This is a genomic window from Janthinobacterium sp. GMG2, assembly GCF_033949445.1.
In the GTDB taxonomy this organism is placed as follows: Bacteria; Pseudomonadota; Gammaproteobacteria; order Burkholderiales; family Burkholderiaceae_D; genus Janthinobacterium; species Janthinobacterium aestuarii.
Window position 1 is genome coordinate 246,750 of the sequence record NZ_JAXAWA010000001.1, and the last position, 14,071, is coordinate 260,820.

12 protein-coding genes are annotated in these 14,071 nt (G+C 62.1%); 7 read left to right on the forward strand and 5 right to left on the reverse strand.

Translation table 11 applies throughout. From position 1 onward, the window contains the following. Nucleotides 1-8 precede the first annotated feature (8 nt). Genes SKZ59_RS01095 through SKZ59_RS01115 form a run of 5 tightly spaced genes read right to left on the reverse strand, consistent with a single transcriptional unit; the run spans nucleotide 9 to nucleotide 6,687 of the window. Nucleotides 9-2,030, reverse strand: coding sequence for an alpha/beta hydrolase family protein (locus SKZ59_RS01095; protein WP_319990568.1), 2,022 nt, complete (start codon nucleotides 2,028-2,030; stop codon nucleotides 9-11). A gap of 41 nt (nucleotides 2,031-2,071) precedes the next feature. Next, nucleotides 2,072-4,120 (reverse strand): sodium:solute symporter family protein, encoded by a 2,049-nt coding sequence (locus SKZ59_RS01100; protein ID WP_070301053.1) that lies wholly within the window; start codon nucleotides 4,118-4,120, stop codon nucleotides 2,072-2,074. Continuing rightward, nucleotides 4,117-4,431: a DUF4212 domain-containing protein gene (locus SKZ59_RS01105; RefSeq protein ID WP_219328040.1), complete on the reverse strand. Its 315-nt coding sequence runs from the start codon at nucleotides 4,429-4,431 to the stop codon at nucleotides 4,117-4,119. Before SKZ59_RS01105 ends, SKZ59_RS01100 begins: the two co-directional genes overlap by 4 nt. Then, nucleotides 4,424-5,965, reverse strand: coding sequence for a sensor histidine kinase (locus tag SKZ59_RS01110; protein ID WP_034746063.1), 1,542 nt, complete (start codon nucleotides 5,963-5,965; stop codon nucleotides 4,424-4,426). The genes SKZ59_RS01105 and SKZ59_RS01110 overlap by 8 nt, the downstream gene beginning before the upstream one ends. Then, on the reverse strand, nucleotides 5,962-6,687 hold the full coding sequence (locus SKZ59_RS01115) for a response regulator transcription factor (RefSeq protein ID WP_319990569.1): 726 nt from the start codon (nucleotides 6,685-6,687) through the stop codon (nucleotides 5,962-5,964). Before SKZ59_RS01115 ends, SKZ59_RS01110 begins: the two co-directional genes overlap by 4 nt. A 255-nt stretch (nucleotides 6,688-6,942) precedes the next feature. Here SKZ59_RS01115 and recA point away from each other — a divergent pair, with 255 nt between their 5' ends. The 7 genes from recA (at nucleotide 6,943) to SKZ59_RS01150 (ending at nucleotide 14,060) form a co-directional block, all read left to right on the forward strand. Further along, nucleotides 6,943-8,046, forward strand: a complete 1,104-nt coding sequence (gene recA / locus SKZ59_RS01120) for a recombinase RecA (RefSeq protein WP_034746069.1) — start codon at nucleotides 6,943-6,945, stop codon at nucleotides 8,044-8,046. A 203-nt stretch (nucleotides 8,047-8,249) separates the two neighbouring features. Beyond that, the gene (gene recX / locus SKZ59_RS01125; RefSeq protein ID WP_034746072.1) at nucleotides 8,250-8,705 is read left to right on the forward strand and encodes a recombination regulator RecX; all 456 of its coding nucleotides are present in this window, start codon (nucleotides 8,250-8,252) and stop codon (nucleotides 8,703-8,705) included. Nucleotides 8,706-8,861: 156 nt separating this feature from the next. Next, nucleotides 8,862-10,400, forward strand: coding sequence for a class I SAM-dependent methyltransferase (locus tag SKZ59_RS01130; RefSeq protein ID WP_319990570.1), 1,539 nt, complete (start codon nucleotides 8,862-8,864; stop codon nucleotides 10,398-10,400). A 277-nt stretch (nucleotides 10,401-10,677) separates the two neighbouring features. Further along, nucleotides 10,678-11,238 carry a DUF2889 domain-containing protein gene (locus SKZ59_RS01135; RefSeq protein ID WP_319990571.1) on the forward strand — a complete coding sequence of 187 codons (561 nt, stop codon included), beginning with the start codon at nucleotides 10,678-10,680 and terminating at the stop codon, nucleotides 11,236-11,238. Nucleotides 11,239-11,316: 78 nt separating this feature from the next. Next, the gene (gene sucC, locus SKZ59_RS01140) at nucleotides 11,317-12,486 is read left to right on the forward strand and encodes an ADP-forming succinate--CoA ligase subunit beta (RefSeq protein ID WP_034746081.1); all 1,170 of its coding nucleotides are present in this window, start codon (nucleotides 11,317-11,319) and stop codon (nucleotides 12,484-12,486) included. Nucleotides 12,487-12,499: 13 nt separating this feature from the next. After that, entirely contained in the window at nucleotides 12,500-13,381 is an 882-nt protein-coding gene (gene sucD, locus SKZ59_RS01145) for a succinate--CoA ligase subunit alpha (protein WP_034746085.1), read from the forward strand. A 178-nt stretch (nucleotides 13,382-13,559) separates the two neighbouring features. After that, a complete protein-coding gene (locus tag SKZ59_RS01150; RefSeq protein WP_070301057.1) occupies nucleotides 13,560-14,060 on the forward strand; it encodes a pilin in 501 nt (166 codons plus the stop codon). The last annotated feature ends 11 nt before the right edge of the window (nucleotides 14,061-14,071 follow it).

The window sequence follows — 14,071 nt, forward strand, 5'->3', positions numbered from 1 at the left end:
CCTCCAGCCTACTCCTTTTTTGCCGGGGCGCTGTCTTTTCCGATAGTCCTGTCGAGGAATTTCTCCACCCGGCCCCAGAAGTCGATGCGGTTCTTCGGCAATGTCCATCCATGGCCTTCCTCGTCGTAGACCACCCATTCGACATCGCGGTTGTGCTGTTTGACGGCCGCGTAAAACTGCTTGCCGTGATACAGCGGCACCCGCTGATCGGCGGCGCCGTACGCCAGCAGCAGGGGCTGGGTGATGCGCGCCGCCTGGGCGATGGGCGAGGTGGACTGGAACTGGGCCGCGTTGGCCGTCCGGTCGCCAATCAGCTCGGGCATGCCGTACTGTTTCCAGTCATCGCCGAGGTCGGATTTGAAACTCCAGTGGCCGCTATACAGCAGGTTGATGTCGGTCACGCCCACCCAGTCGATGGCGCAGCGGAACAGGTCGGGATCGTTGACCAGGCCCATCAAAGCGGCATAACCGCCATAGCTGGCGCCGGCGATGCAGATGCGGCGCGGATCGGCGATTCCTTCGGCGATGGCCCAGCGCGCGCCATCGGCGAGATCGTCCTGCATCTTCAAGCCCCATTGTTTCCAGCCGGCGCGAAAATGCTTGGCGCCAAAGCCTGTGCTGCCGCGAAATTCCGGTTGCAGCACGGCATAGCCACGCGAGGCAAGAAATTGCACTTCGGCATTCCATTGCCAGGAGCTGCCGCGCACATACGGGCCGCCATGCACGAGCACGATCAGCGGCAACTGCTTGCCGGAAGTCGTGGCGGGCACGGTGAGCCAGGCGGGAATGGACAGGCCATCGCGCGCCTTGTAGCGCACCAGCTGCTGCTCGCTCATCTGCGCCGGCTTGATGAGCGGCTGCGCTTCGCCGATGATGCTCAGCTTGCCCGTGTCGCTGTTGAACAGCGAGAATTTGCCCGGCTGCCGGTCGGAATACGAGGTCACCAGCATGAAGGGTGTGGCGGGGCGGGCCGCCAGCGAGACCAGGTTGATGGTCGCTGGCAGCAGGGCGTCGATACGTGCCTGGGTGGCCGTCATGACCGGGTCGAACCAGCGCGTGGCGCGCGCATCGCTCAGGTGGCGCACGCCCAGCAGCTTGCCTTGCCCGACGATCAGATTGCCGCTGAAGTCATAGCCGTCGAGCGAGATGATGGGCGTGGGCACGATGCGGCTGCCGGCCAGGTCGTAGGCATGCACGGACAGCGTATCGCTGCCCATGCGGGCGCTCACGTACAGGGTGCCGTCCGTGCCGAAGGAGAGCGGGGTGAAGGCGTCGGGGCCGCCGAGGTAGGCGTCGAACTGCGCCAGCGTGCGCCAGGCGCCGCTGGCCGGATCAAGGTACTGCACGCTTTCGATATTGCGCTCCCGGGTCACGGCCAGGCGCGGTTCGCCATGCTGGTCGAGCAGCCAGCGGCGCACCTTGCCTGGCGGCTTGACGGCCGTGCTGCGGCCCGTGAGCGTATCGAGCTGCCGCAAGCCTTCGTAGTCGACTTCGCCCGTCGAGGCGTACACGGTGCTGCGCACATACACGGCCTGGGAATCCTGCGCACCGCGCTGGCCCGTCAGGTAGGTATGCCAGGGCAGCAGTTTATAGATCGAGGTGGAGGCATCGGGCATGGCGCTGCGGGCGGCCAGCTGGCGAAAGTTGCCACCGTCGCGGTTGACGGCAAACAGGCCCGGCCCGAAACGCATGTCGCCGGGCCCCGTCTGGCGGTCGCGCGTGTTCAGGATCAGGCGTTCGTTGTTGACCCATTCGACGTCGCCCACGTCGACATCGCTGAATTGCGCCACGACCTTGATGCTGTTATCGAGCAGGTTGACGATGGCCAGCCGTTCGCGATTGTTCGCGCCGCTTACCTTCACGGCCAGATGGCGCGCATCGGGCGACAACTGGGGGCCGCTGAATTCGGGGTTGGCGAAGAAGGCCGACAGTGGTGGCGGCGCGATGGCCGTGTGCGCCTGTGCGGAAAGGGCGAACAGGCTGGCGCAGGCGGCCAGGATCTGTAGCAGACGCAAGAAAGCCTGGGGCATGGTGTGTTGTAACCTGGAATAAAAAATTGACCTATGGACGCTCACTCCGGCGCCCTGATATGTTCGACCAGCCCTGTGCTGCGGCGTCCCGGCGCCGGCGTCAGCCAGCTGACGAGGATGGCGGCGGCCAGGCCGGCCGGCACGCCGAAGATGCCGGCCGAGATGGGCGCGATGTGGAACCATTGACCGCTGGCATTGCCGCCCAGCATGGTGCTCGTGTGCAGCATGTAATACAGGCATACGCCAAAGCCCGTCAACATGCCGGCCAGTGCGCCCTGGAAGTTGGCGCGTTGCCAGAAGACGCCCAGCACCAGCGGCGGGAACAGGGTCGAGGCGGCCAGGGAAAAGGCTACGCCCACCAGCGACAAAATGTCGGCCGGCTTTTGCGAGGCCGCATAGGCGGCGATGAAGGCCACGGCCAGCAGCAGCAATTTTGAAATCGTCACGCGCTTTTGCGTCGAAGCCGTGGGATCGACCACCTTGTAATAGACGTCGTGCGACAGGGCGTTCGAGATGGCCAGCAGCAAGCCATCGGCCGTCGACAGGGCGGCGGCCAGGCCGCCTGCCGCCACCAGGCCGGAAATGACGTAGGGCAGGCCGGCGATCTCGGGCGTGGCCAGCACCAGCACGTCGGCGTCGATGGAAATTTCCGCCAGTTGCACGATGCCGTCGCGGTTCACGTCGACGATGCTGATCAGGGGACTGAGTTTGTCCACATTGGCCCAGTACGACACCCAGGTGGGCAGGTTCGCGTACTGCGTGCCCACGAGCGCCGAGTAAATATCGTACTTGACCAGCACGGCCAGCGCGGGAATCGTGAGATAGATCAACAAGATGAAGAACAGGGTCCAGAACACGGAAACGCGCGTTTCGTGCACGGAGGGTGTGGTGTACGATCGCATGAGGATGTGCGGCAGGGCGGCCGTACCCAGCATCATGCAAAACACGAGGGCCAGGAAATTGTTGCGCTTGATGTCGGATTGCTCGCGGTCTGCGGCGGGAAATGGCTGCGCGTGTGGAATGATCGGCTCGGCGCGTTTCTGGTTCTGCGCCTGCGCCGCCTGCCACAGCACGCGTGCCTCGTCCGGACTTTTCGGATAGGCGATCAGGTAGCGCTCCGCGTTGCGGATGTCGAACAGCGAGGTATTGCGCTGGCGCAAACTATCGAGCTGGCGCTGGGCCGCCAGGCGGCCTTGTTCCCAGGAACCGGGCAAGCCGTCGATGCGCGCCTGGTAGCTTTGCGCGCGCTGGCGGAAGATGGCGCGCACTTCGTTTTCTTTCGGGTCCGTTTCCAGCACGTGTTCGCGCGCGCTCAGTTGCGTCAGCACTTTGCCGTAGGCGATCTGCGGCACGGGATTGTCCGCATGCTTGACCGACAGCCACATGGCGGGAATCAGAAAGGCGACGAGGATGATGATGTACTGCGCCACCTGCGTCCAGGTGATGGCGCGCATGCCGCCCAGAAAGGAGCAGACGAGGATGCTGGCCAGGCCCAGGAAAATGCCGACGGAAAAATCCACGCCCGTGAAGCGCGAGGCGATCAGGCCGACGGCGTAGATCTGCGCCACCACATAGGTAAACGACACGATGATGGTGGCGGCCACGGCCACCACGCGCACGCTGGCGCCCCGCTTGTCGGTGCCGCTGCCGTAGCGGGCGGCGAGGAAATCGGGAATCGTGTATTGGCTGAATTTGCGCAGGTAGGGCGCGATCAATAGCGCCACCAGGCAATAGCCGCCCGTCCAGCCCATGATGAAGGCCAGGCCGTCGAAGCCGTTCAGGTACAGGCCGCCGGCCAGGCTGATGAAGCTGGCGGCCGAGATCCAGTCGGCGGCCGTGGCCATGCCGTTGAACATGGCCGGCACCCGGCGCCCCGCCACATAGTATTCGGTGACGTTCGAGGTGCGGCTGATGACGCCGATGGTGGCGTACAGGGTGATGGTGACGAGCATGAACAGGTAGCCGATCCACGCGCGCGGCATGCCTTCCTGTTCCAGCACGGACAAGGCCAGCAGGAAAGCGGCGAAACCGGCCGTAAACAGCAGGTAGTAGCGGCTCAGCCGCGCAAAGAAACTGCGCTGGCCGCTCATGCTTGCTCCTCGGCATGAAAGTCGCGGTCGAGGCGTCGCATGCGCCAGGCATAGAAGGCGATGATGGCCAGGTACACGAGCGAGGCGCCCTGGGCCGCCATATAGAAGGGCAGCGGCCAGCCGAACAGGTTCAGGTGCAGCAGCTCGCGCGCATAGAATACGGTTAGAAAACCCGTCAGCAGCCACACCAGCAGCAGGATGGCCGTCAGGCGCCGCGTCTTGCGCCAGTGGATGTCGCGGCGCGCCTGCAGCTCGGGGCTGGGCGCGTGCGATGGCCGCGCCGGGGCAACGGGTGGGCTCGGCTTATCCATACGTGACGTCATCCTCTTCTGGCGCGTCCGGCAACAGCAGGGCGATGCTCAGGCGTAGCAGGGTGCCCGGCAGCTTCGGCGACTGCGCGCGCGGATTGTTAAAAATATCGACTTCGGCGCCATGCTGCTGCGCAATTTCGCGCACGATGGCCAGGCCCAGGCCGCTACCGTCGACATTGCTGCCGAGAATGCGGTAAAAGCGTTCGAACACGTGGGCCCGCTCGGCCGGCGCAATGCCGGGACCCGTATCTTCCACTTCCAGGATGGCCAGTTCCAGGGTGCTGCGCACGCGCACCGTGACGCTGCCGCCCGACGGCGTGTAGCGCAGGGCGTTGTCGATCAGGTTGCTCAGCAGCTCGCGCAGCATCATGGCATTGCCGGAAATCATGATCGAATACGCGGGCTGCTCGAAGCCCAGGTCGATATGCTGGGCAAACGAAGCTTGCACCCAGTCCTGCACCACGCCGCGCGCCAGTTCGCTCAGCTCGATCGGCTCGAACGCCGTGCCCGCCTGCGGCTGGTTTTCCGCGCGCGCCAGGGCCAGCAGCTGGTTGACGAGGCGCGTGGCCGCTTCCGAACTTTTCGCCAGTTGCAGCAGCGAGCGGTGGATCTCGTCGTGGTCGGTCTGGCGCAGGGCCAGTTCCGACTGCATGCGCATGCCGGCCAGCGGCGTTTTCATCTGATGCGCGGCATCGGCGATGAAGCGTTTCTGCATGTCGATCGACAGCGATAGCCGCGCCAGCATCTCGTTGAGCGAACCGACCAGCGGCGTGATTTCCTCGGGTACCTGGCCCGATTCGATGGGCGATAAATCGTCGGGTGGCCGGGCGCGTATGCGCTCCTGCAATTGCGCCAGCGGCGACAGGCCGCGCGCCAGGGCAAACCAGACGAGAGCCAGGATCACGGGCAGGATGATGAACTGCGGCAAAATCACGCCCTTGATGATTTCATTGGCCAGCTGGGCGCGTTTCTCCAGGGTTTCGGCAACTTGTACCAGCGCGCGGTGCGGCTCATCGTCGTTGTCGGCAGGAATGTCGAGATAGCTGAACGCCACGCGCACGGGCGTGCCGTGGATGGTGTCGTTGCGAAACAGCACCATGCCGCTGCGGTATTTGTCGGGATCCTGCGGCGGCGGCAAATCGCGGTCGCCGGCCAGGTATTCGCCGCGCGGACCCACCACCAGGTAATACAGGGTGTCGACATCGTCGCCGCGCAGCAAGTCGCGGCCATTATTATTGCTGCTGTTCTTGTCCGGCGCGCGGCGCAACATGGCGCCATCGGCCTGCTTGACTTGCTGCGTGAGCACGGTCACGCTGTCTTCCAGCGCATGGTCGAACGGCTGATTGGCGATGCCCTTGGCCACCAGATAGGTGATGGCGATGCTCATCGGCCACAGCAGCAGCAGGGGCGCCAGCATCCAGTCGAGGATTTCGCCGAACAGCGAATGCTCGATGGTGTCGTCCTGCTCCGTGGTGGGCGGCTCGAACCAGTCGTCATCATCCGGCTCGTCCGCTGGCGCCTCGCGCGCCTTCACTTGCTGGCGGGTCCGCTTGCCGACTCGCCCGCTTCAGCGTTCAGGCGCGCCGCTTCCGAGTATTTTTCCAGGCAATAGCCGAGGCCGCGCACGGTGGCGATGCGCACGCCGCCCACTTCGATCTTCTTGCGCAGGCGGTGCACATACACTTCGATGGCGTTGTTCGACACTTCCTCGCCCCATTCGCACAGGTGGTCGACCAGCTGCTCTTTCGAGACGAGGCGGCCGGTGCGGCCCAGCAGGATTTCCAGCAAGCCCAGTTCGCGCGCCGACAGGTCGAGCATCTGGTCGTTGATGTAGGCGCTGCGCCCCACCTGGTCGTAGCTGAGGGGGCCGTGCTTGATGATGGTGGCGCCGCCGCCAGCGCCGCGGCGCGTCAGGGCGCGCACTCTTGCCTCCAGTTCCGACAAGGCGAACGGCTTGGCCATATAATCATCGGCACCGAGGTCGAGGCCATTGACGCGTTGTTCGATGGAATCGGCGGCCGTCAGGATCAGCACCGGCAGCAGCGAAGCGCGCGCGCGCAGGCGGCGCAGCACTTCCAGGCCGGACATTTTGGGCAGGCCCAGGTCGAGGATCAGCAAGTCGAATTCCTGGGTGGACAGGGCCGTATCGGCCTCTTGACCCGTCTTGACGTAGTCGATCGCATAACCGGACTGGCGCAGCGAGCGGGTCAGGCCATCGGCCAGCACGCTGTCATCTTCGGCAAGTAAAATACGCATGGTGCACTTCCTATGCTTTGCGGCGGTAGAAGCTTGTATTGTGTTTCATTTTCCGCAAGGTGGCGAATTTTTATGAAAATCCGCGGTTGTATTGATCTGTTTCAAAACAAATCCACGTTCCGCTTGCATTGATCACTGTTTTTTTATACAGTACTGTCTGTGTAAAGAATTTAACCCACTGGCGCTATCGCAGGCTGCACGGTTCACGTAGATGCGTCACGTGAATCCGCAACTGTAGAACGGCTGAAAGAACATATGGACGATAAAAAAGCTGTAGTACCCGCATCGGAAAAAGCCAAGGCGCTCGCCGCCGCACTGGCGCAGATCGAGAAGCAGTTTGGCAAAGGTTCGGTCATGCGCATGGATGCCAGCGCACCGATCGAAGAAGTGCAAGTCGTGTCGACCGGTTCGCTCGGCCTCGATATCGCGCTGGGCGTGGGCGGCTTGCCGCGCGGCCGCGTGGTGGAAATCTACGGTCCGGAATCGTCGGGTAAAACCACCTTGACCCTGCAAACCATCGCCGAAATGCAAAAACTGGGCGGCACGTGCGCCTTTATCGATGCCGAGCACGCGCTCGACGTCGGCTACGCGCAAAAGCTGGGCGTGAACCTGCACGAATTGCTGATCTCGCAACCGGACACGGGTGAGCAGGCGCTGGAAATCTGCGACGCCCTCGTGCGTTCGGGCAGCGTCGACCTCGTCGTCATCGACTCCGTGGCCGCACTGACGCCACGCGCCGAGATCGAAGGCGACATGGGCGATTCCCTGCCAGGCCTGCAAGCGCGCCTGATGTCGCAAGCCCTGCGCAAGCTGACCGGTTCCATCAACCGCACCAATACCCTGGTCATCTTCATCAACCAGATCCGCATGAAGATCGGCGTGATGTTCGGTAGCCCGGAAACAACCACGGGCGGCAATGCGCTGAAATTCTACGCCTCCGTGCGCCTGGATATCCGTCGCACCGGCTCGATCAAGTCCGGCGATGAAGTGATCGGCAACGAAACCAAGGTCAAGGTCGTCAAGAACAAGATCGCGCCACCGTTCAAGGAAGCGCACTTCGACATCCTGTACGGCGCAGGCACTTCGCGCGAAGGCGAAATCCTGGACCTGGGCTCGGATGCCAAGATCGTGGAAAAATCCGGTTCGTGGTACAGCTACAACGGCGAACGTATCGGCCAGGGCAAGGACAACGCCCGCGCCTTCCTGCAGGAGCGTCCGGCGCTGGCCCGCGAAATCGAAAACAAGGTCCGCGCTTCGCTGGGCGTGCGCGAACTGCCGCCGCTGGCTGCTGAAAAGCCGGAAAAAGCGGATAAAGCCGCCGACAAGGCTGCCAAGGCTGCGGAAGCCAAGCCAGAGTAGGTCGGATTAGCGCGGCAAAGCCGCGCGTAATCCGACAACACCACAGACGTCAACAATGTTGTCGGATTACGGTCCAAGGGCCCTGATCCGACCTACGCATGGCTTGCCGCAAGGTAGGACCATGATCGCCGTCCCGCGCTGTTGCGCCGGGCGGCGATTGTGTTTGGGTGATGTGATTGTGGAATGAAAGACAAGGTGGGTGTATGGCCGCAGTACAACTAAGCCTGAAGGGCAGGGCGCTACGCTTTTTGTCGATGCGTGAACACAGCCGCATGGAATTGCGGCGCAAGCTGCAGCGCCATGCGCAGGAGGGCGATGACGTGGAAGCCTTGCTCGACAGCCTGGAGCAAGCCAATTGGCTGTCGCAGGAGCGCTTTTCCGAGTCGCTGATCCACCGCCGCTCGGCCCGCTTCGGCAATAGCCGCATCATGGCGGAGTTGCAAAGCCATGGCATCGGCGGCGAGGCGCTGCAGGAACTCAAGGCGGGCCTGGCCGAAGGGGAAGTTGCGCGCGCCTGCGAAGTGTGGCGCCGCAAGTTTGGTGAAGTAGCGCAGGATGCCGAGCAGCGCAACAAGCAGATGCGCTTCCTGATGCAGCGCGGCTTTTCCCAGCGCGCCGTGCAAGCGGCCTTGAAGGGGCTGGATCCTGACGAGGAATGAGGCTGGCCATGGCGCGCCGGCCGGCCTCCGTCGTGCCCCATGAACTGCGCTTTCAAACGCCGTCTGTTTCCAGTATGGCGACGCCGCGCGATAAGGTATTCTGGCGCTCGAACGCTGTGCGATGCGCGCAGCACCACTGACCGTGACAGGATCGAGATGAGCAACTGGAATGCCGGCTATGTGGCCGAAATTGCCTATACCTATGGCTATTACGAAGAATTGAATCCTCTGCGCCTGCGGCTGCCCCTGCTGGCTGCCGGGCTGGCCTTGCCGGATAGCGGCACGGCTTGCGAGCTGGGCTTTGGCCAGGGCATCAGCGCCAACATCCATGCGGCGGCGTCTTCCACGCGCTGGCATGGCAATGATTTCAATCCGTCCCAGGCCGCCTTTGCGCAGGAGCTGGCCAGCGTGGCCGGCGCCGGCGCACAGTTCACGGACGAATCGTTCGCGCAGTTTTGCTGCCGTGACGACTTGCCCGATTTCGACTTTATCTGCCTGCACGGGATCTGGAGCTGGGTCTCTGCAGAAAATCGCGCCTTGATCGTCGATTTCCTGCAGCGCAAGCTGAAAGTGGGTGGTGTCGCCTATATCAGCTATAACACGCAGCCGGGCTGGAGTGCCATGATGCCGATGCGCGACTTGCTGGCCGAACATAGCCGCGTCATGAGCGCGCCCGGCGTGGGCGTGCTGGCACGAGTCGACGGCGCCATCGATTTTGTCGACAGGATGATCGCCGTGCAACCTCGCTATCTGGAGGCCAATCCCCTGCTGGCGGACCGTTTCGAGAAGCTGAAAGCGCTGGACCGCAACTATATTGCACACGAATATTTCAATGCGGATTGGCAGCCGATGGCCTTTTCCAGCGTTGCGGCCATGCTGGGCGAGGCCAAGCTGGAGTTCGCCTCGTCCGCCAACTATACCGCTCTGGTCGACATGCTGAACCTGACGGCCGAACACCAGCAATTCCTGGCCGAGATACCCGATCCCGTCTTCCGCGAGACGACGCGCGCCTTTCTCGTCAACGAGCAATTCCGCAAGGATTACTGGGTCAAGGGCGCGCGCAGGCTGACGCCGTTGGCCCAGGTCAGCGCCGTGCGGGCCGTGCGCGTGATGCTGGCCGTGCCCCGCGACGAAGTGGTGTTGAGCGTGCATGGGGTGCTGGGCGACGCCGATATGGACGAGCGCGTGTATGCGCCCGTGCTCGACGCCATGGCCGACCATCGCGTGTACACGATAGGCGAACTGGAGCAGCAACTGGCGGGTAGCGAAGCCGGCCTGGCCGCCTTGCTGCAGATCATATTGGTGCTGGTCAGCAAGGGCAGCGTGCTTGCCGTCCAGGACGAGGTCGACATCGTCGTGGCGCGGCCGCGGACGGCGCGGCTGAATGCGCATTTGCTGGAGCAGGCGCTGGCAAGAACCGACTTGCACAGCCTCGCCAGTCCCCTGACGGGCGGCGGTGTGGTTGTATCGCATTTACAACAACTGTTCCTGTGGGCAAAACAGCAAGGTTGTCCAACGCCGCAAGAATGGGTGCGCGCGACGTGGCCGGTACTGCTGCGCCTGGAGCAACTGCTGACGAAGGACGGGCAGGCCTTGTTGACGGAAGAGGAAAACCTGGCCGAACTGCTGGCGCGCGCGGAATATTTTTCCGCGCGCACCTTGCCCGTTTTACGCGCACTGGGTGTAGCTGACTGAGGCGCGGCGCCGGCCAGTGCGCCGGTGCCGCAGGCCTGCTTTCAAGTTATTTGCATTGTGAATAATTGTCATTGATTTTGCGATTTTCGTTAATGATTTGCGGCAGACGGCACGACCAATAAAAAATTATGTTGCGGCGCAACTAGCGCCCTGTGTGCTACACTTTTAGGGTTTTTGCGGCGCCGCAGGTGCGGTTGCTGTTCGTAGAAGCTGCGAACAGAGTGCTTTAGGCACATGGCTGCTTACTAATTATGGCCGCGCAAGCGGCATCGGTCTTATGCCCCTGTCAACTCCCGTATCCCGGCGCGCCCTACGGCACTCCCGCGTTATCGACGTCCAAGCGTATGTGCGCGACGACGGCCTGTGGGATATTGACGCCCATATCACCGACATCAAAAGCTATGACGCGACCCTGGCCTCCGGGCTCCGTCCCGCCGGCGCCCCTCTGCATGACCTCCACTTGCGCATTACCGTCGATCGCGAACTGACCATTGTCGAGGCCGAAGCTGCCTCCGATGCCGTGCCCTATCCCGGTTTTTGCGATACCATCGGCCCCGCTTACAGGGCGCTGATCGGTTTGAATTTATTGAAGAATTTCCGCCGCGACTTGAAACAGCGCCTGGCGGGAATCGCTGGCTGTACCCATTTGACCGAACTGGCGCAAGTCTTGCCGACTGCGACGGTTCAGGCATTTGCCGGCGATGTCTGGTCGACCCGTGACGGTGAGAATGCTGACTTGTCGCATGAAAAGCCGTTTCAACTCGACAAATGCCACGCCCTGCGCACCGATGGCGGGGCGGTGGCACAGTATTACCCGCGCTGGGTAGCCAAAGCGTGACCCCGGCGCTCTGTTTTTCCTGTTTTTTTTGCACCACTAACCGTATTTTTACAAATCAGTATCAGAAGGGAAGCCAGCATGAAAATCCATGAGTATCAAGCCAAAGAAATCCTCCGGCAGCACGGAGTGACGGTACCACGCGGTATTCCGTGCATGTCCGTCGAAGAAGCCGTCAAGGCTGCGGAAACCCTGGGCGGCCCGGTATGGGTTGTCAAGGCGCAGATCCACGCAGGTGGTCGCGGCAAGGGCGGCGGAGTGAAAGTGGCAAAATCGATCGAACAGGTCAAGGAATACGCTGACCAGATCATGGGCATGCAGCTGATCACGCACCAGACCAGCGCCGAAGGCCAGAAAGTCAACCGCCTGCTGGTGGAAGAAGGCGCCGACATCAAACAAGAACTGTACGTTTCGCTGGTCACCGACCGCGTCACCCAGAAAATCGTCCTGATGGCTTCGTCCGAAGGCGGCATGGACATCGAAGAAGTGGCCGAGAGCCACCCTGAGAAGATCCACCACGTCACCATCGATCCAGGCACCGGCCTGACCGATGCCCAGGCAGACGACATCGCCGCCAAAATCGGCGTGCCTGCCGGTTCCATCGCCGACGCCCGCGTCAACCTGCAAGGCCTGTACAAAGCGTACTGGGAAACCGATTGCTCGCTGGCCGAGATCAACCCGCTGATCGTTACCGGCAGCGGCAAAGTCATCGCCCTGGACGCCAAGTTCAACTTTGACCCGAACGCCCTGTTCCGTCATCCGGAAATCGTCGCCCTGCGCGATCTGGACGAAGAAGATCCAGCTGAAATCGAAGCGTCGAAATTCGACCTGGCCTACATTTCGCTCGACGGCAACATCGGTTGCCTGGTGAACGGCGCCGGTCTGGCCATGGCCACCATGGACACCATCAAGCTGTTCGGCGGCGAGCCAGCCAACTTCCTGGACGTCGGCGGCGGCGCCACGGCAGAAAAAGTCACCGAAGCGTTCAAGATCATGCTGAAAAACCCAGGCCTGAAAGCCATCCTGGTGAACATTTTCGGCGGCATCATGCGTTGCGACGTGATCGCTGAAGGCGTGATCGCCGCAGTGAAAGCCGTCTCGCTGAACGTACCGCTGGTCGTGCGCATGAAGGGCACCAATGAAGACCTGGGCAAGAAGATGCTGGCCGATTCCGGTCTGCCTATCATCGCAGCCGACACCATGGAAGATGCAGCCAAGAGCGTCGTTGCCGCTGCTGCCGGTCAAGCTTAATTAAGGAATCAACATGTCCATTCTGATCAATAAAGATACCAAAGTCGTTACCCAAGGGATTACCGGCAAGACCGGCCAGTTCCACACCCGCGGTTGCCGCGACTACGCGAACGGCAAAGCTGCCTTCGTGGCAGGCGTGAACCCGAAGAAAGCCGGCGAAGATTTCGAAGGCATTCCTATTTTCGCTAACGTGACCGAAGCGAAAAAAGAAACCGGCGCCAACGTTTCCGTGATCTACGTACCGCCAGCAGGCGCGGCAGCGGCGATCTGGGAAGCTGTCGAAGCTGAAATGGATCTGGCCATTTGCATCACCGAAGGCATTCCTGTCCGTGACATGATGGCTCTGAAAGACCGCATGGCTAAAGCCAACAGCAAAACCTTGCTGCTGGGCCCTAACTGCCCAGGCCTGATCACGCCAGACGAAATCAAGATCGGCATCATGCCAGGTCACATCCACAAGAAGGGCCGTATCGGCGTGGTGTCCCGTTCGGGCACCCTGACCTATGAAGCAGTGGGTCAATTGACCGCACTGGGTCTGGGCCAATCGTCGGCAGTCGGCATCGGCGGCGACCCGATCAACGGTCTGAAGCACATCGACATCATGAAGATGTTCAATGACGATCCAGATACCGACGCGGTCATCATGATCGGCGAAATCGGTGGCCCGGACGAAGCCAACGCGGCTTATTGGATCAAAGACAACATGAAAAAACCGGTCGTTGGCTTCATCGCTGGCGTCACCGCTCCTCCAGGCAAGCGCATGGGCCACGCCGGCGCGCTGATCTCGGGCGGTGCCGATACGGCACAAGCCAAGCTGGAAATCATGGAAGCTTGCGGCATCACCGTGACCAAAAACCCGTCGGAAATGGCGCGTCTGCTGAAAGCCATGCTGTAATTTTCAGCCTGGTTCATGCAGTACAAAAAAGGAGCTTCGGCTCCTTTTTTTTGTCCGCAAGACAGGCCAATTCCCGGCCTGGGCGGACGGCGCTGGTCCGAACCCGCCCAAATGCGTCGCTTTTCTTTCCAGGCGTACCGCCGCTGCCCGGGCGCGCCGCTGGCATGGTGCTTGCACCATGCACGGCACGAGCAACGCACAATGGGAGGATACGATGCGCGCGCAAAGCGGTTTTACCCTGATAGAACTGATGATCGTGGTGGCCATCGCCGGCATCCTGGCGGCCGTGGCCATTCCCCAGTACGGCGACTATACGATGCGGGCCAAGGTCAGCAATGTGCTGGCGGCCGCTGCGCCGCTGAAGACTGCCGTGGCCCTGTGCGTGCAGGAAAATGGCGGCGAGGCGGCCGCCTGCAGCACGCCGACCCCGGCCGTGCCCAGCGCCATCCCCGTGTTCAGTGCCACGCGCGAAGTGGCCAGCGGAAAGGTCGACAAGGGCAATATCGAGCTGACCCTGGCGGCCGACCTGGGCACCGGTATCGGTGGACAAACCGTGACGATGACCATGAAGCCGGGCACCAGCAGCCTGACCTGGTTCAATAGCACCACCGTGACGAATCCGGCAGCGAAGGAAGCGATTACCAAAAGCAACATTCCCGACGTGACATCGACGCTGTAGGTGGCGCTTGC